The organism is Herbaspirillum sp. ST 5-3 (genome assembly GCF_004804275.1).
Lineage (GTDB): Bacteria > Pseudomonadota > Gammaproteobacteria > Burkholderiales > Burkholderiaceae_D > Noviherbaspirillum.
Map to the genome: position 1 here is coordinate 318,638 of NZ_STGI01000002.1, position 21,505 is coordinate 340,142.

Annotated in this window: 24 protein-coding genes, 1 tRNA gene, 1 other RNA gene and 1 riboswitch; of the genes, 15 read left to right on the forward strand and 11 right to left on the reverse strand. The window is 57.1% G+C overall.

The window, feature by feature from the left end; genetic code table 11:
• Positions 1-55: 55 nt before the first annotated feature.
• The 10 genes from E6W33_RS05135 to E6W33_RS05180 form a co-directional block, all read right to left on the reverse strand.
• Entirely contained in the window at positions 56-652 is a 597-nt protein-coding gene (locus E6W33_RS05135; protein WP_136415023.1) for a TetR/AcrR family transcriptional regulator, read from the reverse strand.
• Positions 653-999: 347 nt separating this feature from the next.
• Positions 1,000-1,075, reverse strand: a tRNA-Lys gene (locus E6W33_RS05140).
• A 156-nt stretch (positions 1,076-1,231) separates the two neighbouring features.
• The gene (gene ybgF / locus E6W33_RS05145; protein ID WP_136415025.1) at positions 1,232-1,978 is read right to left on the reverse strand and encodes a tol-pal system protein YbgF; all 747 of its coding nucleotides are present in this window, start codon (positions 1,976-1,978) and stop codon (positions 1,232-1,234) included.
• A 2-nt stretch (positions 1,979-1,980) separates the two neighbouring features.
• Positions 1,981-2,508, reverse strand: coding sequence for a peptidoglycan-associated lipoprotein Pal (gene pal, locus E6W33_RS05150; RefSeq protein WP_136415027.1), 528 nt, complete (start codon positions 2,506-2,508; stop codon positions 1,981-1,983).
• Between the two features lie 38 nt (positions 2,509-2,546).
• Positions 2,547-3,818 carry a Tol-Pal system beta propeller repeat protein TolB gene (gene tolB, locus E6W33_RS05155; RefSeq protein WP_136415029.1) on the reverse strand — a complete coding sequence of 424 codons (1,272 nt, stop codon included), beginning with the start codon at positions 3,816-3,818 and terminating at the stop codon, positions 2,547-2,549.
• Positions 3,819-3,821: 3 nt separating this feature from the next.
• Positions 3,822-4,727, reverse strand: a complete 906-nt coding sequence (locus E6W33_RS05160; protein WP_136415031.1) for a TonB C-terminal domain-containing protein — start codon at positions 4,725-4,727, stop codon at positions 3,822-3,824.
• The gene (locus tag E6W33_RS05165) at positions 4,724-5,161 is read right to left on the reverse strand and encodes an ExbD/TolR family protein (protein ID WP_136415033.1); all 438 of its coding nucleotides are present in this window, start codon (positions 5,159-5,161) and stop codon (positions 4,724-4,726) included. Before E6W33_RS05165 ends, E6W33_RS05160 begins: the two co-directional genes overlap by 4 nt.
• On the reverse strand, positions 5,161-5,862 hold the full coding sequence (gene tolQ / locus E6W33_RS05170) for a protein TolQ (protein WP_136415035.1): 702 nt from the start codon (positions 5,860-5,862) through the stop codon (positions 5,161-5,163). The genes E6W33_RS05165 and tolQ overlap by 1 nt, the downstream gene beginning before the upstream one ends.
• Positions 5,863-5,943: 81 nt before the next feature.
• On the reverse strand, positions 5,944-6,363 hold the full coding sequence (gene ybgC / locus E6W33_RS05175; RefSeq protein ID WP_136415037.1) for a tol-pal system-associated acyl-CoA thioesterase: 420 nt from the start codon (positions 6,361-6,363) through the stop codon (positions 5,944-5,946).
• 19 nt (positions 6,364-6,382) lie between these two features.
• The gene (locus tag E6W33_RS05180; protein WP_136415039.1) at positions 6,383-7,129 is read right to left on the reverse strand and encodes an SDR family oxidoreductase; all 747 of its coding nucleotides are present in this window, start codon (positions 7,127-7,129) and stop codon (positions 6,383-6,385) included.
• A gap of 150 nt (positions 7,130-7,279) precedes the next feature.
• A riboswitch (ZMP/ZTP riboswitch) is annotated at positions 7,280-7,387 on the forward strand.
• Between the two features lie 92 nt (positions 7,388-7,479).
• Between E6W33_RS05180 and glyA the strand changes: the two genes are divergently transcribed.
• From glyA to E6W33_RS05245, 13 genes are all read left to right on the forward strand, one after another.
• Complete coding sequence (gene glyA / locus E6W33_RS05185) at positions 7,480-8,724, forward strand: serine hydroxymethyltransferase (RefSeq protein WP_136415041.1); 1,245 nt, start codon at positions 7,480-7,482, stop codon at positions 8,722-8,724.
• Between the two features lie 181 nt (positions 8,725-8,905).
• Positions 8,906-9,376, forward strand: a complete 471-nt coding sequence (nrdR, locus tag E6W33_RS05190; protein ID WP_136415043.1) for a transcriptional regulator NrdR — start codon at positions 8,906-8,908, stop codon at positions 9,374-9,376.
• A gap of 124 nt (positions 9,377-9,500) precedes the next feature.
• Positions 9,501-10,079 carry a type IV pilus modification protein PilV gene (gene pilV / locus E6W33_RS05195; protein WP_168798534.1) on the forward strand — a complete coding sequence of 193 codons (579 nt, stop codon included), beginning with the start codon at positions 9,501-9,503 and terminating at the stop codon, positions 10,077-10,079.
• A gap of 20 nt (positions 10,080-10,099) precedes the next feature.
• Positions 10,100-11,086: a PilW family protein gene (locus E6W33_RS05200; RefSeq protein WP_247869529.1), complete on the forward strand. Its 987-nt coding sequence runs from the start codon at positions 10,100-10,102 to the stop codon at positions 11,084-11,086.
• Positions 11,083-11,817 carry a pilus assembly protein gene (locus tag E6W33_RS05205; protein WP_136415047.1) on the forward strand — a complete coding sequence of 245 codons (735 nt, stop codon included), beginning with the start codon at positions 11,083-11,085 and terminating at the stop codon, positions 11,815-11,817. Before E6W33_RS05200 ends, E6W33_RS05205 begins: the two co-directional genes overlap by 4 nt.
• Positions 11,801-12,280 carry a type IV pilin protein gene (locus E6W33_RS05210; protein ID WP_282183679.1) on the forward strand — a complete coding sequence of 160 codons (480 nt, stop codon included), beginning with the start codon at positions 11,801-11,803 and terminating at the stop codon, positions 12,278-12,280. The genes E6W33_RS05205 and E6W33_RS05210 overlap by 17 nt, the downstream gene beginning before the upstream one ends.
• Positions 12,277-12,831: a GspH/FimT family protein gene (locus tag E6W33_RS05215; protein ID WP_247869532.1), complete on the forward strand. Its 555-nt coding sequence runs from the start codon at positions 12,277-12,279 to the stop codon at positions 12,829-12,831. The genes E6W33_RS05210 and E6W33_RS05215 overlap by 4 nt, the downstream gene beginning before the upstream one ends.
• Positions 12,832-12,918: 87 nt before the next feature.
• Positions 12,919-14,010, forward strand: a complete 1,092-nt coding sequence (ribD, locus tag E6W33_RS05220; protein WP_136415051.1) for a bifunctional diaminohydroxyphosphoribosylaminopyrimidine deaminase/5-amino-6-(5-phosphoribosylamino)uracil reductase RibD — start codon at positions 12,919-12,921, stop codon at positions 14,008-14,010.
• Between the two features lie 13 nt (positions 14,011-14,023).
• A complete protein-coding gene (locus E6W33_RS05225) occupies positions 14,024-14,638 on the forward strand; it encodes a riboflavin synthase (protein ID WP_136415052.1) in 615 nt (204 codons plus the stop codon).
• Between the two features lie 132 nt (positions 14,639-14,770).
• Positions 14,771-15,883: a bifunctional 3,4-dihydroxy-2-butanone-4-phosphate synthase/GTP cyclohydrolase II gene (gene ribBA, locus E6W33_RS05230; protein WP_136415054.1), complete on the forward strand. Its 1,113-nt coding sequence runs from the start codon at positions 14,771-14,773 to the stop codon at positions 15,881-15,883.
• Between the two features lie 134 nt (positions 15,884-16,017).
• On the forward strand, positions 16,018-16,503 hold the full coding sequence (gene ribH / locus E6W33_RS05235; RefSeq protein WP_136415056.1) for a 6,7-dimethyl-8-ribityllumazine synthase: 486 nt from the start codon (positions 16,018-16,020) through the stop codon (positions 16,501-16,503).
• Between the two features lie 3 nt (positions 16,504-16,506).
• Positions 16,507-16,977: a transcription antitermination factor NusB gene (gene nusB / locus E6W33_RS05240; protein ID WP_136415058.1), complete on the forward strand. Its 471-nt coding sequence runs from the start codon at positions 16,507-16,509 to the stop codon at positions 16,975-16,977.
• A 38-nt stretch (positions 16,978-17,015) separates the two neighbouring features.
• The gene (locus tag E6W33_RS05245) at positions 17,016-18,185 is read left to right on the forward strand and encodes a pyridoxal phosphate-dependent aminotransferase (protein WP_136415060.1); all 1,170 of its coding nucleotides are present in this window, start codon (positions 17,016-17,018) and stop codon (positions 18,183-18,185) included.
• Positions 18,186-18,257: 72 nt separating this feature from the next.
• Here the strand turns inward: E6W33_RS05245 and E6W33_RS05250 are convergent, their stop codons facing one another.
• Positions 18,258-19,205, reverse strand: a complete 948-nt coding sequence (locus E6W33_RS05250) for a lytic transglycosylase domain-containing protein (protein WP_136415062.1) — start codon at positions 19,203-19,205, stop codon at positions 18,258-18,260.
• Positions 19,206-19,673: 468 nt separating this feature from the next.
• On the opposite strand from E6W33_RS05250, the gene ubiD reads away from it, so the two are divergent.
• Together ubiD and ffs are read left to right on the forward strand one after the other, a co-directional pair.
• Positions 19,674-21,158 (forward strand): 4-hydroxy-3-polyprenylbenzoate decarboxylase, encoded by a 1,485-nt coding sequence (gene ubiD / locus E6W33_RS05255; protein ID WP_136415064.1) that lies wholly within the window; start codon positions 19,674-19,676, stop codon positions 21,156-21,158.
• A gap of 69 nt (positions 21,159-21,227) precedes the next feature.
• An RNA gene (gene ffs / locus E6W33_RS05260) (signal recognition particle sRNA small type) lies at positions 21,228-21,326 on the forward strand.
• Positions 21,327-21,505: the final 179 nt, after the last annotated feature.

Consider the following 21,505-nt stretch of genomic DNA (forward strand, 5'->3'; position numbering starts at 1 on the left):
GTTAAACATCCAAAAAAAAGGGCGAACTATCGCCCACCTGCAAAGATGAATCCATTCAGCCGGTACTGAGCATGTGTTCAGTCTGGCGATAAGCAATGTTCAAGGCATCGACGCTTCGTTTCGCCTTCGCGCGCAGGGATGCTCCCAGCCACATCGCGTACAGCGCTTCGGCAAGCTGTTGCGGATCATGAGCGCGATCGAGCGATCCTTCTTCCTGCGCGGCGACGATAGCGTCGGCAATCAGGCGAATGACGCTATCCATACCATCGGCCAGGGCTTTTCGCATCGGTTCCGACAGATCGGAGACCTCCGCCGTCAACTTGACCGCCAGGCAAGTGTCATGACACTGACTGGCGGCGTGCAGTTGCCGCCAGCCATCGAAATACGCCAGCAATCTTCCATGCGCCGGTACAGCCCGGTCCGCGAACAGTATCCGCAATCGCTCCTTGTAATGCTCGAAATAACGCTCCAGCAAAGCGACACCAAAACCCTCTTTTGACTGGAAGTAATGATAGAACGAGCCCTTCGGAACATCTGCTGCGGTCAGCAGCTCGCTGAGCCCCATCGCCGTAAAGCCGCGCCCGAGTATCAAGCCTTCTCCTACGCAGAGAATGCGTTCACGATTGTCCTGATAGCGCGTATGTCGTTCCATGGCTTGAATTGTACTAGACCGGTCGTCTAGACGCAATCATCGGATTTATCTTCGCGAAGAAGGAGGTAGAAGGATTGCGCAGTGGAATAGAGCTTTTTGCGAACGGACTAGCCGTGCCGAACAGACTGACGACGCGCACTCGATGGACGACACGCACTGTTAAGTCCGTTGCCCGTTAAGCAGCAGAGCGCGACTCAAGAAGCCGAGGCGTAATTGTTGGCGAGGCGTCAGGCGGCACGGTTGGCTCCGCCGTTAAAGCCGCATAATCCGGCCTTGAATTATTTAGTCGCGGAAAATTGCAGCGCAAATAAAAACAGCCCCCATCGCTGGGAGCTGTTTTCGATTTCTGGTAGGCCGTGCGGGACTCGAACCTGCGACCAACGGATTAAAAGTCCGCTGCTCTACCAACTGAGCTAACGACCCGAAAGACAGCGATTATAAGAAGCTTTTGTGTTTGCTGTCAAATGGTACAACAAGAATTCCAACCAATAATGGCGGCCAGCTGCATCAATAATATTCCTGACGGCGGACGCGTTGATCGCAGGATGCACTCCGCCGCATCCGTCGCGTTAAAAAATCTCACTTCAATGCAGCTAGGCGTTCTTTTGCCGTGCGTGCAGCGGGCGAATCCGGATACTGTGCAACCAATGTTTCCAGCGTTTTCTTCGCAGATCCCTTGTCCTTCAATTCCATATAGCAGCTTGCGATGTTCAACAAGGCATCCGCTGCTTTCGGACTGTCCGGATAATTCTTGACGACCACCTGCTGCGCCGAAATCGCGTTGCGGTAATCGCGTTGCGCATAATAGGTGTTACCCAGCCAGTATTGTGCGGACGGCGCAAAACCCGAGTTGGGATAGCGGCGCAGGAAATCGAAGAAGGACGCGCCGGCGTTCTTGTAATCGCCCGCCTTGAAGTAGGCAAGCGCCGCTTCGTATGCGCGTTGCTCGCCCTGTTCGACGCTGACTTCCTTGCCATCGACAGTGATCTGTTGCGGCTCCAGCTTGCGCAGGCGCGTATCGAGATCGACGTAGAAATCCTTCTGCCGCTTCTGCGTATTCGCCAGTTCGTTGGTCAGCATTTCGATCTGGCCGCGCAAGCGGGCGATTTCCTGCTTCAGCTGCTCATTCTGGTTGTTCAGATCGAAGTTGTTCGCCTTGTCAGCCTTGGCGTTGATTTCGCTCTGCATATTGTTGAGGCGCTCGCGGATCTCCAGAATGGCCCGACGCGCTTCATCGTCTTCAAACAGGGCGGCGCGCGCCTGCAGCGGCACCAAAGAAATTGCGGCCATGGCAGCCGCGGCAAGTGTGGATTGGAATTTGTTCATGGTTATTGGTAGACCAGATCGGCACGGCGGTTTTCGGCCCAGGAAGCTTCATCACTGCCGCTTGCTTTCGGCTTTTCCTCGCCGAACGAGACTGCTTCCATCTGCGAGTCGGACACGCCGAGCAGCGACATCGACTTGCGGACGGCTTCTGCGCGCTTTTGTCCCAGCGCCAGGTTGTATTCGCGGCCACCGCGCTCGTCCGTATTGCCCTGGATGACGATCTTGCGGCTCTTGTTCGTAGTCAGGTATTTCGCGTGCGCCTGGACCAGCGGCTTGAACTCATCCTTGACGATGTAGCTGTCGAAGTCGAAGTAGATGCTGCGTTTCGCCAGGACGCCCTTCGGGTCGTTCAGCGGATCGGTAGAGCCGGTTGTGATCGGCGCAACCGTGCGTGCATCGGCGGACGTCGTCGGAACCGTGCCCGAGCGTTCTTCAACTTTGACCTTGTCGTCCAGCTTGACGGAAGAGCCGCAAGCGGTCAAAAACAACGCGCTGGAAAGGATGAGGGCCAGGCTTGTGATGGGGCGCATTTGAATTCTCCTGATTAAATTGTTTCCACAAACTTATATTATTTCATGAATGGTCCCCAGGTAGGTTCGCGCACGTCGCCTGCCTGAGTTGTCAAGGTCTGCTTCACGCGGCCATCGACCGACACAACGGCCAGCGTGCCGCGACGGCCCGACTCGGTGGCGTACATGATGTATTTGCCGTTAGGCGAGAAGCTGGGCGATTCGTCCTTCGTTGTGTCGGACAGACGCAGCTCCTGTCCGCTGGCCAGGTCGAGCGCATACAGCTGGAAGCGGCCTTCGCGACGCGAGATAAACGCAAGGGTTTTTCCGTCGGGCGACAGGCGAGGGCTGATGTTGTAACTGCCGTTGAACGTGACCCGGTGCGCTTCGCCGCCATTCACGCTCATGCGATAGATCTGCGGCCCGCCGCTGCGGTCGCTGGTGAAGTAAATGCTCTGCCCGTCAGGCGAGAACTGCGGCTCTGTTTCGATGCTTGTCGTGCTGGTCAGCTTGCGCAAGCCGCCGCCATCCGCATTGACGGTGTACACCTGCGTATAGCCGTCACGCGACAAGGCGATGGCGAGCTTGCTCCCGTCCGGTGACCATGATGGTGCGGAATTGCTGCCGCGGTAGTTGGCAACCACGATACGCTGGCGGCTGACCAGATCCTGCACATACACCACCGGCTTTCTGGATTCAAACGAGACGTATGCGACCTTCGTGCCGTCGGGCGACCAGGCCGGCGAAATGATCGGTTCATTCGAGCGCAACGCTACCTGAGTGCCTTCTCCATCCGAATCGGCAATCTCCAGGCGATATTCGCGTCCTGCCTTGGTGACATAAGCGATGCGGGTTGCAAACGCGCCGCGCACACCGAGCAGCTTTTCGTAGATATCGTCCGCGATGCGATGCGCGGCGACGCGCAGGCGGTCCTGCGCCGCGACCTGGCCGAAACCCGACAGGCTGGCAGATTTCAATGTGTCGTACAGGCGGTAACGTGCGTCGTAGCGTCCGTCGGCCAGCCGCTGCACGCTGCCCACGGCAAGTGCGTCCGCGCCGCGCGATTTCCACTCGTCGAAGTTGACCGGTGTGGTTTCCGACATCACGTTGCCAGTGTCGATGATCTTGAAGTAGCCGCTGCGCGTGAGATCGGCCTTGACGATGGTGGTGATCTGTTGCGGGGCATTGGTTTCGTCGGCGAAGCCGGAAATTGCGATGGGAAGCTGACTGGCACCTACACCGGAAATCTCCACGCGCAACTGCGCATGTGCTAGGGCGCCTGCCATCAGTCCCGCGGTGGCGATACTGCGTAAGAAGAGATTTTTCATCATGACTTATTGCTCTTTCGGTCTGTGCGAAGTATTAAGTTGGGACGGTACATTGCCTGTCTTTGGCTCACGCGGGAAAGGCTGCGACTTCTCGATGGCGCGCAATACGGCCTCGTCGAAACCCGGCACGTTCGATGACTTGACCTTGCGCGGCGCGCCACGCAATGTACCATCTGGCAACAGGTCGAAGACATACTCGACGGCAGGATTGCCGACCAAGTCAGGAGGCACGTTGAACACTGTGTTCGACTTGATGCGCGCAACGATTTTCTGCATATAGCTCGCATCGGCGCGGCCGCCCTGGGATCTTGCCTGCTCACCCGTTCCGCCGCTGCCGGGCACGCCACCGGTGATACGGCGCATTTCCTCTTCGCGTGCCTTGGCCAGCTGCTTGGCGTCGGCTTCATCCTGCTTGCGCTTTTTCTCCGCGGCTTCTTTCTTCGCCTTTTCCGCTTTCTCTTTTTCGAGCCGCTTGACTTCTTCCTGCTCCTTGATCTTGGCCACGCGATCTTCTTCGAGCCGTTTCTTTTCCTTTTCCTTTTCCTTCTCCTTGCGCAATTCCTCTTCGTGGCGCCTTTTCTCTTCTGCCTTGCGTTTCTTTTCCTGTTCCAGCGCGATGTCAGGCTTGACTACGGGCGGCTCTTCCACCTTCGGTTCAGACTTCGGCTGCGGAACCTCCTTAACAACCGGTTTTGACTGCGGCTCCGGTTCTTTCTGGGGAACAGGGAGGGGCGCGGCTTCGTGGATCTCGGGGCTCCACACTTCCGCCTCGATGGTGGCCGGCGTATCGTTCTGCCAGCGCACGCCTATCCACAGGAAGGCGAACAGCAGTGCGTGCATCAGCGCCGCAAAAGTCAGAGCGCGCCAGCGTCCGGGTTCCTTGGGGACGATGTACGGTGTTTCGTCGGTCATTGCTTGGTCGCCAGCCCCACGCGATTGATGCCCAGCTTTTTCGCTTCCGAGATCACCTGGATCACTTCGTCGTACTTGATGTCCTTGTCGGCGGAGATCATCACTGGCAGATCCGGATGCTCCTCATGCAGGGCGCCCAGTTTCTGCACCAGCGCGCTGCGTCCGCCAACCTTGTCGGCAGCCTGTCCGCGACTCTTGTTGCCGCTGATGCCGATCGTCGCGCTGGTATCCGGTTTCAAGGAAATCTGAATGTATTCCGTCGGCGGCAATGCCGATTTGCCGGCCGTCGGCAAATTGACCACGCCGGGATTGGTCATTGGTGTGGCCACCATGAAGATCACCAGCAGCACCAGCATCACGTCGATATACGGTACGACGTTGATTTCGGATTTGAACTTGCGGCCGCGTCCGCCGCGCATCGTGCTGTTCGCCATTAGCGGACCTGCCGTTGCAAGATGTTGGAGAACTCTTCGATGAAGCTTTCGAAGCGGATCGCCAGGCGATCGATGTCATGCGAATAGCGGTTGTAGGCGACCACCGCCGGAATCGCGGCGAACAGGCCGATGGCCGTCGCAATCAGTGCTTCCGCAATGCCCGGCGCGACCGCCGCCAGGGTCGCCTGCTGCACGTTCGCCAGCCCGCGGAAAGCATTCATGATGCCCCACACCGTGCCGAACAGGCCGACATACGGCGATACCGAACCGACCGACGCGAGGAAAGCCAGGTGCGACTCCAGCGCGTCCATCTCGCGTTGGTAGGCGGCCCGCATCGCGCGGCGCGCGCCGTCGATCACGCTGCCGGAATCGACGTTGCCCTTGGCGGCAAAGGTCGCCTTGACCTTGATGAATTCGCCCATGCCGGATTCGAAGATGCGCTCCAGTGCGCCGCTCTTGCCGGCCGTATGGCGGCGATTCGAGGTGGCTTCTTCATACAAGGCATTCAGGTTGCCGCCCGACCAGAAGGCGCGCTCGAAATCCTCGGTCTGCGTCTGGGCGCTCTTTATCGCAAACATCTTGCGGAAGATATATGACCAGCTCATCACCGAGACGAGAAGCAGCAGGGCCATGACGAGCTGCACGAGCAGGGAGGCGTTGCTGATAAGGGAAATGAAGGAGAGGTCTTGTGTGACGGTCATTGGTCTGTATCTATGTGCAATTATCTCGTTAGGCAGCAGCGCACCGGAATGGCACCGGCGCGATTGCGCAATGAGGGGAAATTATCCTGTCTTTTTTATCCTGGCCAATACCTCGTCGGGTATCGGGCTGGGGCGGAACGTCCTGGTATCCACGCAGCCAACCTTGATGCGTCCACTGGCAAGCAGATACCGCTGTGTTCCATCGACGCGCCACGCTTCTTGTACAAATTGTACCGAAGCACGTCCGAGCCTTTCGACAACGACGGTGAGTTTCAGTTCATCATCTAATTTCGCCGGAGCATGATAATCCACTGCCGTGCTTTTGACGACGAACATTGAATGATGCTCTTTCGACAACAATCCCTGGTTGATTCCGGCTGCGCGCAGCCACTCGGTCCGCGCGCGCTCGAAGAATTTCAGGTAGTTTGCATAGAACACCACGCCGCCGGTGTCCGTGTCCTCATAGTAGACGCGAACGGTCCAGGTGAAATCCGCATTCATCACAATCCGGCCCGCGTCTCTAACTCGTTCGCTTGATGGAAAAAGGTCCGAACCCTTGGCAGGTCGGCATCATCTCGATGTAATTGATGTTGACATGCGGCGGAAGCGTCGCTATCCAGTACGCTGTTTCAGCGATATCCGCAGAGGTCAGCGGTACCGTGCCTTCATAGACTTTCGCCGCCGCAGCATCATCCTTCAGGCGCACATTCGAGAATTCGGTTCCACCGCACAAGCCCGGAGCAATATTCGTGGCACGCACACCGGTTCCGACCAAGTCCGCGCGCAGATTCAGCGTGAACTGATCGACAAAAGCCTTGGTCGCGCCGTAGACGTTCCCGCCCGGGTAGGGGTAGGCGCCAGCGGTCGACCCAATGTTGATCACGGTGCCGCGCCCACGTGCCACCATGCCGGGGAGGACCATGTGGGTCATGGTGACCAGACCCTTGCAATTGGTGTCGATCATCGTTTCCCACTCTTCCAGCGAGGCCTGATGTGCCGGTGCGATGCCAAGTGCCAGACCGGCGTTATTGACGAGGACATCAATGTCGCGCCAATCGGATGGAAGCGCCGACAAAGCGTTGCTGATCGATGTCTTGTCGCTGACATCCATTGCAACGGGCAAGAGAGCAGATCCAAGTTCCTTGGCCAAACCGTCGAGCCGGTCCTTGCGGCGGCCGGTTGCAATCACCTTATGGCCCATTTTGGCGAATTTGCGGGCCATTTCGGCGCCAAAACCGGATGTTGCGCCCGTAATCAAGACGATCATGTTGCTTTTCCCTTTTTTCGAATGAACGGTTGTCAAAATTGTAGCCGAAAGGCGGCATTCTGCCCTGAACAAACTTTCCGGGAGGCACTAAGGGGACGTATTTCTTCATCCTTGCTGAAATCAGGTACCTATCTTACAATCTAGCTCCATTTCGTCTCACGTAACTGGCGAAAAAGCCGGGCAGCATTTCCGGCGACAAGGTGGGCATCCACCGGGGAACGTGAGACTTATCTTTAGCCGTTCGCCTGGGCAGCCCAAATGGAATGCACGACTGAGGCTGCCTGTCATATCTATCGGCCCTCATTCGATTTAGGCAAACCCACTTTGCAACTTAATCGATTGGAGTTTTCATGTTTTCAAAAGACCAGACCATCGCCAAAGTTGATCCTGAACTTTGGTCCGCCATCCAGCAGGAAAACAAGCGTCAGCAAGATCACATCGAGCTGATCGCGTCCGAGAACTACACTTCGCCGGCTGTCATGGAGGCGCAAGGCTCTCAGCTGACCAATAAATATGCCGAGGGTTATCCGGGCAAGCGCTATTACGGTGGCTGCGAATTCGTCGACATCGCCGAAACGCTCGCGATCAACCGTCTGAAGGAATTGTTCGGTGCCGAAGCCGCCAACGTGCAACCGAATTCCGGCTCGCAAGCTAACCAAGGCGTCTTCTTCGCCATGCTCAAGCCGGGCGATACCATCATGGGCATGTCGCTGGCGGAAGGCGGCCACCTCACGCACGGTATGGCGCTGAACATGTCGGGCAAGTGGTTCAATGTCGTCTCCTATGGCCTGAATGACAAGGAAGAGATCGACTACGACGCGATGGAGCGTCTGGCGCATGAGAAGAAGCCGAAGCTGATCATCGCCGGCGCTTCCGCCTATGCGCTGCGCATCGATTTCGAACGTTTCGCCAAGGTGGCAAAAGACGTTGGCGCCTACTTCATGGTCGACATGGCGCACTACGCGGGTTTGATTGCTGCCGGCGTGTATCCGAATCCGGTGCCGCATGCCGACTTCGTCACGTCTACTACACACAAGTCCCTGCGCGGTCCGCGCGGCGGCGTGATCCTGATGAAGGCAGAGCACGAAAAGGCCATCAACTCGGCGATTTTCCCGGGCATCCAAGGCGGTCCTCTGATGCATGTGATCGCCGCCAAAGCGGTCGCATTCAAGGAAGCCCTGTCTCCGGAATTCAAGGATTACCAGCAGCAGGTCGTGAAAAATGCAGACGCGCTGGCCAAGGCTTTGATCGCGCGCGGCTTGCGTATCGTATCCGGCAGAACCGAATCGCACGTGATGCTGGTCGACTTGCGGGCGAAGAAGATCACCGGCAAGGAAGCCGAAGCGATCCTCGGTTCCGCGCACATGACATGCAACAAGAACGCCATCCCGAATGATCCGGAGAAGCCGTTCGTCACGTCCGGCATCCGCCTTGGCAGTCCCGCCATGACGACCCGCGGTTTCAAGGAAGCGGAGGCGACCAAGGTCGGCAACCTGATTGCCGACGTGCTGGACAATCCGCATGACGCGGCCACCATCGAACGCGTGAAAGCGGAGGTCAAGAAGTTGACCGAGGCATTCCCGGTCTACGGCTGATTGCGTTGCTTGTGCTGCGTGTCTCATGGGATGCGCAGCGCGTTGGAATGCGAGATGAACTGATGTAGAGTCCGAAAAGCAGTTCGTCTTGCATTCCGCGCCATATTCATGGGATTGAAATTTTGGGCGGGTGGCAAGAAAATTATTTAATTGACAACTTTCCATAGGCAACACCGCCGCCATGAAATGCCCCTTCTGTCACCATGAAGATACCCAAGTCATCGACACACGCGTGTCGGAGGAAGGGGACACCATTCGTCGCCGTCGCCGCTGCGCTCATTGCGACAAGCGATTTACCACCTACGAACGCATCGAACTCTCGATGCCGGTTATCGTCAAGAAAAACGGCAGTCGTGCCGAGTTTGATCCTGCCAAATTGCGCGGCAGCCTGATGCTCGCCCTGCGCAAGCGTCCCGTTTCCGCCGAGGCGGTCGACGCTGCAATCCATCGCATTGAAGAAAAACTGCTCTCCAGTGGCGCCCGGGAAGTTGTGTCCGGCCATATCGGCGAGCTGGTGATGCGAGAACTTAAACGTCTCGACAAGATTGCCTATATCCGCTTCGCATCCGTCTACAAGAGCTTCGAAGACGTAGCTGAATTCCAGGACGCGATCGCCGAAGTCGGGCCGGAACGCAAAAACCCCGCAAAGTAATTCATCGCGACCAATAGCGGCGCTCAGTTTTTTCGAGTAAATTATTGTCATAAAAACAACTATGCCTCATTTTTATAAAGTGAATCCATGCAGTACGTCTCGTTCACGGGCGAGCAGTTGCCAAATGTGGAAGTCGTGCGCCGCAGGCTTTTCCCTGGTTGAAGCATTGGTAGCCATCGTTGTCCTGGCAATTGGCGTGATCGGGGCTGCAGGTCTCCAATTGGCAGCATTTCGCACGGCGCAGCAATCCGCATATCAAACCTCCGCCCTGCAAATCGCCAGCGAGATGGCCGATGCGATCAGAACGATTAATCAGCATTTGAAACAGGCAGGCAGTGCAAGCCCGTTCTCGCAAGTCAGCTATCAGTCGACGGGCGACGGCGATCTGCCGATGCCGCCGAAGCTCTGCTATGCCGCCAGATGCGATGCAGAGGAACTCGCCCAATTTGAACTATATGAGTGGAAAAGCCGAGTACACGCAGCGCTGCCCGGTGGACGGCTTTTGATTTGTCATGACGCATCACCATGGGACAGCGGGAAAAAATCACTGTCCTGGGATTGCACGGGCACATCGGAAAGCACGGCGCCTTTAGTGATCAAGGTCGGCTGGCAAGCGAAAAATCCGGACGGCGCCTTGGTCAAGGATGGTGATGGCAAGTTCCCTCCCAGTGTCGCAATTACGGTCGGGCTCCCTGCAATATGAACGCTCTCCCGATATGCAGAGTGTCCCATTCAGGCCAGGCGTCTCTCGGCAAACAATACGGCCTGACCCTGGTCGAGCTGATGATTTCAATGGTCCTCGGTCTGCTGATTGTGATGGCAACGACGACACTGTTTGTTTCGACAAAAACTACCTATTTGATGCAAGACGACGATGCGCGCATACAGGAGACCGGGCGTTACGCCATCGACGTCATCACGAGATCGATTCGTAGTGTTTCTTTTGAAGATGAAAGTTCATCGGAGGTGCCGATTTCCGCAGCGATGACGAATGCAAGCATCTCCGGACTGGATGCGGCGGGTTTGAAAAGCAGAACGCAGGGCATTGAAGGGCCGTACACAAAAGCGGTCAACGGAAGCGACGTGCTTGCTGTCCGATTTTCTGGTGCTGGAAGCGGCGACAACGGTGACGGCACGATGCTCAATTGTGCCGGCTTTGGCGTTCCAGCACTCAGTGCCTCGGAGAGTGCGGACGAGAATCGTGGCTGGAGCATCTTCTACGTCGCCGAAGATGCTAGCGGGGAGCCTGAATTGTATTGCAAGTATCGCGGCAACGACTCCTGGACCTCGCAGGCGATCGCTCGCGGCGTCGAATCATTTCAAGTTCTCTATGGGCTCGATATGGACGACGACGGCTTGCCCGACCAGTTTCTGAACGCGACTGCCCTCGATGCCCTGGAGAGCGCGGGCCCTTCACAGGGCACGAACCTGCATGGCCAGGCTGCAGAACAGCGCGGAAAAACCTATTGGAAAAAAGTCGCAGCAGTAAAGTTTTCGCTGTTGATTCGGGGAGTGAATCGTACTCAAGGTGAAAGGTCGATGACTCAGTACGACCTCTTTGGCAAGGATTATTCAAACGCCTACGCCGGTGCGGATGCAGGCGTGCGTTTGCAGGAATCCTCGCTACCGAAATCGGTACGAGGCAGACAACGGCGGATCTTTAGTTCAATGGTGCTGTTGCCAAGCACGCTGGCCAAAAACCGTACATGAGTTCCAGATTTCCAAGGCGTGTTCGGCCCTCTCTCGGGCTCCGCTCATCCTCTGCGCGACAACATGGGGCGGCACTGATTGTGGCGCTCTTGATGTTGACGGTTGTTCTGATGCTTGCCGTCTCTGCGGCAAATATAGCGCTTCAGGGAGAAAAAGCAGCCCGCAACGACCGCGACCGCCAGATTGCCTTGCAGGCTGCGGAAGCCGCATTGTTGGACGCCGAACTGGATATCGAGGGCTCGCCATCCGGCGAAACCGTGCGTAGTGATTTATTCGGCAGCGAACAGATGGAGCGTGTTCCGAAAGGCTGCAGCCCGGGAGCTTCCCGGCAATTTCTTGGCATATGCACTACCGATGACCGTATGCCTCCGGCCTGGCAAACCGTCGACTTTACGGATGCAAGCGAGGATGCGGGCTCGGTACCCTATGGCTTTTTTACTGGGCGGGCCTTTCAGATCGGACAAGGTTCACTGCCAGCGCGCCTGCCTAGATACATCATTGAACTCAGTGTTCACCGGAATCCGGATAACTCTGCCGTCAAACCCGGAGCAGAGGATGTTTACCGGATCACAGCAGTGGGATTCGGCACACGGGAGACCACACAAGTCGCGTTGCAGACGCTCTACAGAAAAAAAGGCCGTAGCAAACCTGAAACCAATGCGCCGGTCGGCCGATTCAGCTGGCGCGAGATACATAACTGGGAGGAATTGCGTAGTGGTTCTCAAAAGTAGGGGGCAACAAGGGGCATGCAAACCGGACCGTGCGGGATTCACCCTCATTGAAATAATGGTCGCGCTGGTCATCATCGTGATCCTTTCCTTGATTGCCTACCCGGGCTATCAAGAAGCGGTTCGCAAGGGAAGGCGAGCCGAGGCGCGCGCCGCATTGATGCAACTCCTGCAGCAGGAGGAGCGGGCATACTCGCAGCACAACAGCTATATCAAGTTTTCGCAGGAATCAACGGAGGAGGAAGAAAAGAAGTTCAAGTGGTTTTCCGGTGAAACATCAAAGAGCAGCGCCTATGAAATCAAGGCTGAACCATGCAAGAACGACACAATCCGGAATTGTGTACAACTGATCGCCATGCCGGGTACGAAAAATGTTGATTCGAGCTACAAGGACATTGCTTGTGGTGAATTGAGCGTGACCAGCACCGGCCTGAAGGCCGCCAACAGTCCTGATTGCTGGAAATGAGGCACCAATATGCACGGATTCCGGCGATAAGGCACTGTGGCCTTTCCCTGGTTGAACTACTGACCGTACTTGCAGTTGTCGCTGTCCTGCTTGCAATGGGTTTGCCGAGCCTCCAATCCTTCATCCAGAATCAGCAGATAAGCGCAACCGTCAACGACTTTTATGCGGCCATCAGTCTGACTCGCTCGGAAGCAATCCAGCGCGGGGCTCGGGTCGATCTGGTGCCGCAGGATACGGATGGAAACTGGGCCAGCGGCTGGGTCGTTTTTGTCGACGAAAACAATAATCAAAGGCCCGACGCGGGAGAAAGGGTGATTTTCACCCATGATGCGGTTCAGAAAGGCACCAGTATCAAGGCAAGTCTTACCGATTCGACAGTACAATATCTCGCATACAACGGAAGCGGCCGGACTCGCACCAATGCCAGCAGTCTGCGAACGCAATTCGGAACATTCACATTCAAGTTGAATGATCAGGTGCGCAAGATCAAGCTCAATTTCCTGGGCCGGCCACGTGTGTGCAATCCGGCGCGCGAGGGAACATCCTGTTAACAGTGGAAGCATTTGGGCCGACTGCCGAGATACAATCGCGCAGGCTAGGCGCGCATCGAACTTAGATTAACCGAACTCACATCATTCGTGGATATACATTCCGATTCACAGGGCATTGAACTCGCGCTGCAATGGGCAGCGAAAGGACTCTTTATCACCACGCCGAATCCCAGGGTGGGGTGCGTGATCGTCAAGGACGGGCGGGTTATCGGTGAAGGGTACACGCAGCCGGCAGGGCAGGCGCATGCGGAGATACAGGCGCTCAACGATGCCGCCAGGCGGGGAGCCGACGTTCGCGGCGCCACGGTCTACGTCACGCTCGAACCTTGCAGTCACTATGGCCGTACGCCACCGTGTGCGGATGCCTTGATTCGCGCCGGCGTGGCGCGGGTGGTTGCTGCAGTGGCCGATCCCAATCCGCTCGTTGCGGGGCAAGGTGTGGCGAAGCTGAGGGCCGCGGGTATCGATGTGGTGTGTGGTGTGCTGGAAGATGAAGCGCGTGAAATGAATATCGGCTTCATGTCTCGCATGCAGCGGGGCAAACCCTGGCTTCGCATGAAGGCGGCTGCCAGCCTCGATGGCAAGACGGCGCTCCATAACGGCCGCAGTCAATGGATTACGTCCGAGGCCGCGCGAAATGACGGACACTGGTGGCGTGCCCGAGCGTGTGCCGTGCTGACCGGCATTGGCACCGTGCGGGAAGACGATCCTCAGCTCAACGTGAGAGCGATTGACACACCGCGTCAGCCGCGCCGCATTGTGGTCGACAGCCAGCTGCAGATAAGCCCGGACGCGCGCATTCTCGAGGGCGGCGGAGCCTGGATTGCAACTGCCTGCTCCGATCCGGAGAAGGAAGCGCGTTTGCGCGAACGCGGCGCCGAAATTCTCATGCTGTCGAACGCGCAAGGCAAGGTCGATTTGCCGGCCCTGATGCTGGAATTGGGGAGGCGGCAGATCAATGAGTTGCACGTCGAGGCAGGATTCAAGCTGAACGGATCCTTGATTCGTGAAGGATGCGCCGATGAATTGTTGCTCTATCTGGCTCCCAGCCTGCTCGGAGATGCGCGAGGTTTGTTCGATCTGCCTGCACTGGAAAACCTGAACGGCCGACAGCAACTCGTTTTTCACGAAATCAAGCAAATCGGGCCGGATTTGCGTATCCTTGCTCGTTTCATCTGATCGGATTGCACTCATGTTTACCGGAATCGTCGCCGCGATCGGCGCTATCACATCCATTACCCCCCTGGGCAATCAGACCGATGCGGGCGTGAGGCTGACGATCGATGCGGGCGGCCTGCCAATGAGCGATGTTGTACTTGGCGATTCGATTGCGCTCAACGGCGCCTGCATGACGGTCGTGAGCAAGACGGACAAGGGGTTTGTCGTCGATGTATCACGCGAAAGCCTGAACCGCACGGCTGGCCTCGATGCGGTCGGCGAGGTCAATCTTGAAAAGGCGCTCACGCTGGCCGACCGGCTTGGTGGTCATCTGGTATCGGGGCATGTCGACGGACTCGGCGTGGTTCGCAAGTTCGATCCGGTTGGCGAATCGATGGAACTGATCATCGAAGCGCCGAAGGAACTCGCCAAGTATCTCGCCTATAAAGGCTCGATCGTGGTCAACGGCGTATCGCTGACCGTCAATCGCGTGACCGATGCGGTAAACGGATGCGAATTTTCCATCAATCTCATACCGCATACGGTGGAAGTCACCACGCTCAAACACTTGAAACCTGGCGCGAAGGTTAATCTGGAAATCGACCTGATCGCGCGTTATGTGGAACGCATGTTGAGCATGAAAGCCTAGCCGCCGCACAAATTGGTTGTGTGATTGGCAAGAAAATGTCTTTAGGCGTGTCGGCGCGATCAATTGTTTCGGCCTTGAAAGTTAGGGCCGGTGTAAATCCTTTAAAATAGCAGGCTACATAGGATTTTAGTCATGGCTATTTCAACAACTCAAGAAATCATCAGCGAGCTACGCGCTGGCCGCATGGTCATCCTGGTGGATGAGGAAGACCGCGAAAACGAGGGCGACCTGGTTCTTGCCGCGGAATTCGTCACTCCGGAAGCAATCAATTTCATGGCGAAGTTCGGGCGCGGACTGGTCTGCCTGACGCTCACCGAAGAGCGCTGCAATCAACTCAATCTGCCGATGATGACCTCCCGTAATGGAACTTCATACGGCACCAATTTCACGGTATCGATCGAAGCCGCCGAGGGAGTGACGACCGGTATCTCTGCCGCTGACCGGGCAAGGACTGTTCAGGTCGCGGTGGCAAAAAATGCCAAGCCGGCCGATATCGTCCAGCCCGGCCATATTTTCCCGCTGAAGGCCCAGAAGGGTGGCGTGCTGATGCGGGCCGGTCATACCGAGGCGGGTTGTGATTTTGCCGAACTTGCCGGACTGACGCCCGCTGCGGTCATTTGCGAGATCATGAAGGACGACGGCACCATGGCTCGTCTTCCCGACCTCATGGAGTTTGCGAAGGAGCATGGCCTGAAAATCGGCACGATTGCCGACCTGATCCATTATCGCAGCCGGAATGAAAGCATCGTTGACAGGGTTGCGGAACGCCAGATGCATACCGTGCACGGCACGTTCAGGGCCATTGCCTATCGTGACAAGCCGAGTGGCGGCGCGCACCTTGCGCTGGTGCACGGCGACGTCAAGCCAGAACTTGAAACGCTGGTTCGCGTGCATCAACCGGTGTCCATTCTCGACCTGCTGGAAACACAGGTAACCACCCATTCATGGAACCTGGCTTCGGCAATGGCCGCCATCAAGGCGTCCGAGCGCGGTGTCATGGTCTTGCTGAATTGCGAGGAATCCGCCGAGCAGATGTTCGCGCAGTTCGAGGCGCTGAACTCACCCGATGCCAAGCCGCAGCCGCGCGGTTCGCGCATGGATCTGCGGACCTACGGCATCGGCGCGCAGATCCTGAAGGACCTGGACGTCGGAAAGATGAAGCTGCTGGCCAATCCGCGCAAAATGCCTTCGATGACCGGCTTCGATCTGGAAGTCGTGGGCTACCAGGACAAGCCGGAAAGCTGATTCCCTGCTTTTACTGGCGCAAATAGCTGCTACATTTCTGTAATAACAAACGCTCCACGCGTGGTTCGCTTGCCCGAACGAAATACGCGTGGTGTCTGATTTTAACGAGCGCAGTCGCGCATGAAGGAACAACCATGACCGTAGGAACATACGAGACCAATTTGAGCGGCGAAGGCGTGCGCGTCGGTATCGTGCAAGCCCGGTTCAATGAAGACGTTTGCCACGGGCTGCTGTCTTCGTGTCTGGCCGAGTTGAAGCATCTCGGAGTTGCCGACGAAGATGTACTGCACGTCACGGTTCCTGGTGCATTGGAAATTCCATTTGCGCTGCAGAAGATGGCGGAAACCCAGCAGTTCGATGCGCTGATCGCCATCGGGGCGGTCATTCGTGGCGAAACCTACCATTTCGAACTGGTATCCAACGAGTCCGGTGCCGGCATTACCCGGGTCGGTCTCGACTTCGGCATCCCGATTGCCAATGCCGTGCTGACTACGGAAACGGACGAACAGGCAGAAGTGCGTATGGCTGAGAAGGGCGCTGATGCCGCTCGTGTTGCGGTGGAAATGGCGAACCTTGCCATTGCTCTGGAAGAACTCGCTGAAGCAACCGAGGAAGAGTAAGTAATGACACAGAAGAACGTTCACGCGAATCCGAACAAGAATCGGACGCCACGCCATCGCGCGCGCGAATTCGCACTGCAGGGCTTGTATCAGTGGTTGCTGAACAACGAGGATGCGGGTGCGATCGATGCGCATATCCGTGAAGCGCACGGGTTTGACAAGGCGGATGCCGAGCACTTCGATACGCTGTTGCATGGCACGATCAGGCAGGTCGACAAGCTGCGCGAAGGCCTGGGCCCCTTGATCGACCGTCCGATCGATCAGTTGTCGCCGGTTGAACATGCGGCGCTGCTGATCGGCGCCTACGAGCTCAGCAATCATCTGGAAATTCCATACAAGGTCGTGATCAATGAAGCCGTCGAGCTGACCAAGTCATTTGGCGGCATTGATGGCCACAAATATGTGAACGGCGTTCTCGACAAATTCGCAGCCAAGGTGCGCGACGTCGAAGTGGATGACGCGAAAAGGCGTTGAGAACGACAGGCCGATCCGCCGCAAAATCAACTATTGTGATGAATCCCATTCTTGCTTCGCGTCTGGCCAACATTGCGCCGTTTCATGTCATGGAACTCGCAAAAATGGCGACCGAACTCGAGCGCCAGGGTCGTTCGATCATTCATATGGGCATCGGCGAACCTGATTTCACGGCGCCGCCGCCGGTCATCGAGGCCGCGACCCGCGCCATGGCAGATGGCAAGCTGCAGTACACCTCGGCGGTCGGTATTCCTTCCTTGCGCCAGGCAATCTCCGCACATTACGAGCGCGTCTACGGTCTGGACATCGCGCCGTCGCGCGTCATCGTCACTGCCGGAGCATCGGCCGCACTTCTTTTAGCGTGCGCGGCCTTGGTGGAGAGGGACGCCGAGGTACTGATGCCCGACCCGTCTTATCCCTGCAACCGGCATTTCGTGGCCGCCTTTGAGGGCGTCGCAAAGCTGATCCCCAGCGGACCGGAGGATCGCTTCCAATTGTCCGACGCGACGGTGTGCGATCAATGGTCGCCGGCCACGCGAGGCGTGTTGCTCGCATCGCCCTCGAATCCCACCGGTACCTCGATTCCGCATGATGAATTGGCAAAAATCGTCGCCAGCGTTCGGGAGCGGAAGGGTTTCACAATTGTCGATGAGATCTATCAAGGGCTGACTTACGACGAGACGCCATTTTCGGCCTTGTCGCTGGGTGAGGACGTCATTGTCATCAACAGTTTTTCCAAGTACTTCAACATGACAGGTTGGCGTCTCGGCTGGCTGGTCGTGCCGGAACGGATGGTCCCGCAGGTGGAGAAGCTGGCCCAGAATTTGTTCATCTGTGCATCCAGCATTGCGCAGCACGCTGGTGTCGCTTGTTTTTCGCCTGAATCGATTGCGATCTATGAGCGGCGCAAGGCTGAATTCAAACGGCGTCGCGACTACATCGTTCCCGCCCTGCGCGAACTCGGTTTCAAGGTGCCAGTGACGCCGGATGGTGCGTTCTATGTGTACGCGGATTGTTCCTCGCTGTCAGATGATGCGGACCGACTGACGATCGAGATGTTGAACAAGGCGGGAGTGGTGCTGGTGCCTGGACTCGATTTCGGACCTTACACGGCGCGTCAGTATATTCGTTTGTCCTATGCGACATCCATGGACAATCTGCGTGAAGCAGTCGGCCGCTTGACGAGTTTTTTCGCCCAACGATCCTGAGCGACGCAGGGACGTCTTTGCAGGAAATAAAAAAGGAGCCTCGAAGGCTCCTTTTTTGCGACTGTCGCAAGCTTACAGCGCGGCGAACTGATCCGCCTTTGCCAAGGGTTCAGTCTTCCCTTCGAGCGTCGCGGATTCTCCGTCCGACTCAGCCTTGCGCTCCTGACGGGGCTTGAGCGTACCGGAGCTCGCCGAGGTCGAGAAAACCGGAACCTTCTTACCCATCGCGACTTCCTTCAGTCGCCGGTATTCTGCCAGCACCTTGGCGCCATAGCCGGAATCGGAGTCGGATGCGCCGGCTCCGACATACAGTTTCAGTCCCGCCTCGACAGAGCCGCCGCGGGTGACGTAATCCTTCAGAATCAGCGAGCCAACCCGGATGTTCGCGACCGGATTCAGCGCCGCCTTCACGCCTCCCAAGTCCTCGAACTTGTCGTGGTGGACCTTGGACATGACCTGCATCAGGCCTTGCGCTCCGACCGGGCTTTCCGCGAACGGGTTGAATCCGGATTCGATCGCCATGACGGACAGGATCAGGAGCGGATCGAGCTTGATTTCCTTGGCTGTCATGTAGGCGGCGGATACCAGCATGTTGGTGGCGTCGGACGCGACCCGATAGCGTTTGGAAAGCCAGCTGGTCACCCACTGTTGCTGGCGGGTGTTGCCTACCGTGTCCTCGGTCGCAACCGATGCCTGCGCATTGCCGGCGACCGCGGCCTTGGTGATGGACTGGGCCGGCATGTCAAGGGCCGTCGCGGTCGGAGGCGTTTCTTCATCCGTCACTTCGTCTGCGCTTGCTTCAGCGAACGGGGACAGTTCCTTGAGTTGATCGGCGATTTCCGGCTTGACGAACATGATGCCAAGCGCGGCGATGGCGATGATCCCGAGGACGAGTACGGTGTGGTGTGCGGTTGTAATGAAGCCGCTGACGGTATCGCGGGCAAATACCGCCCATGCGGCCGACTGGCTTGCAGTTTTACGGGTAACGTCGAACGTCGCCCGGATAAATCGATTTAACATTGAACCTCCTAATCGTCGCGGCATGCGAAGAACCCACTACAAAGCCTTGTAGACCCTTGTGCTTGCCGAGAATCGGTCATCGTCCGCTGCCGCGCGCGGCGCAGCTTGCAGACGTCGGAATTGTTTGCTCTAGGCTGGCGGCTGCGCGATGGCGCCGGATCAGCGGCAAACAACTTGTTCGGGGAGAAGGCAGACGCCTTTTGGAAACACTCCTTAAAATGTTATGTGGGCCCCGATCCCGTGAATGATGAAGATTCTTGCTGCCTCGCCTTCACTCCCCAGGCGGGCTTCCTCATCGAGTTGGGCAAATTCTAGGGGGCTGTTTATATCAAGTCAATACTATCAACTCGATTCTTTATAACTTTTGAATCTAGATTTATCGCTGCACCGCAACAGAAAATCAATAAAATCAACTACTTGGGCTTGCAATTAAAAAATAGAAGCAGCTCTTCAACCTTGTGAAAAATCATGAAATATTCTGATTTGCGCGATTTTATTTCCCAATTGCAACAATTGGGCGAACTAAAGCACATCTCGACGCCGGTTTCTCCGTATCTTGAGATGACGGAGATATGCGATCGGACCCTGCGCGCGGGCGGTCCGGCGCTTCTTTTCGATAAGCCGAGCGGGCACACGATCCCGGTGCTGGGCAATTTGTTTGGTACTCCGCGTCGCGTCGCGTTGGGCATGGGCGCAGAGGATGTGAGCGAACTGCGCCGCATCGGTCATGTGCTGGCATCGCTGAAGGAGCCGGAGCCGCCGAAGGGATTCAAGGACATCGTGGGCTTGGGCTCGATGGTGAAAGCCTTGTGGGACATGGCGCCGAAAGAACATCGGTCGGCGCCATGCCAGGAAGTTGTGTGGGAGGGGAATGATGTCGATCTGGCGAGACTGCCGATCCAGCACTGCTGGCCGGGCGACGTGGCTCCCTTGATCACCTGGGGACTGGTGGTGACCAAGGGGCCGCACAAGAAACGGCAGAACCTCGGTATCTACCGCCAGCAGGTCATCGGTCGCAACAAGGTGATCATGCGCTGGCTGGCGCACCGAGGTGGCGCACTCGACTTTCGAGAGCATTGCATCGTCAATCGCGGCAATCCATATCCGATAGCGGTCGCCCTCGGGGCCGATCCGGCAACAATCCTGGGTGCGGTGACCCCGGTACCGGACAGCCTGTCCGAATACCAGTTTGCCGGCCTGCTGCGCGGCAGCCGGACCGACCTCGTGAAGACGATCGGCAGCGAACTGCGCGTCCCGGCCTCTGCGGAGATTGTGCTGGAGGGGCATATCAATCCTGACCCGTCTCATCCGAGCGGTTATGAGCATGCGCTGGAAGGCCCGTACGGCGACCACACGGGTTATTACAATGAGCAGGATTGGTTTCCTGTATTTACGATCGATCGCATCACGATGCGGCGCGATCCGATTTATCACTCCACTTATACGGGGAAGCCGCCGGATGAGCCGGCGATCCTGGGCGTGGCGCTGAATGAGGTGTTCGTTCCCTTGCTGCAGAAGCAGTTTGCCGAAATCACCGATTTCTATTTGCCGCCCGAGGGCTGCAGTTACCGCATGGCGCTGGTGCAGATGAAGAAGTCCTATCCGGGCCACGCCAAACGCGTGATGTTCGGAGTCTGGAGTTTCCTGCGTCAATTCATGTATACCAAGTTCATCGTCGTGGTGGATGAGGACGTCAATGTCCGGGACTGGAAGGAAGTGATCTGGGCGATCACGACGCGCGTCGATCCGGCGCGGGATACGACCTTGGTGGAGAACACGCCCATTGATTATCTCGACTTTGCGTCACCGGTGAGCGGGTTGGGTGGCAAGATGGGAATCGATGCGACCAACAAGTGGCCGGGGGAAACCCAGCGTGAGTGGGGAAGGGCGATTGCCATGACCGATGAGGTCAAGGCGAAAGTCGATCGCATCTGGCAAGAGTTGGGGATCTGATCGGCTGCAATCGGCTGTACACAGGAAATGCCCGGGCGTGCCGGGCGCTTTGCTGTTAAAATAGCGTCAGGCGGGCCCCTGCGCATTGTGGCATGGCCAACCTGGTCAGGTCGGGAACGAAGCAGCCAAAGCCATTTCCCGCAAGTGCCGCAGACAAGGCTCGCCCCTTTCCTGTCTTATCCTCATTGAACTTCCCGTCTGTTGCCTGGTATGCGTTTTCGGCGCCATGCCGAATGCTGCAACATGCATGTTTACCCTTGCATAATCGGTATTCTTTTTCTGGCATCGATGTGAGCAAGTGCCGTCTATAACTTGCAGCATGTCAGGTAAAATGCGGCGTATCGCCA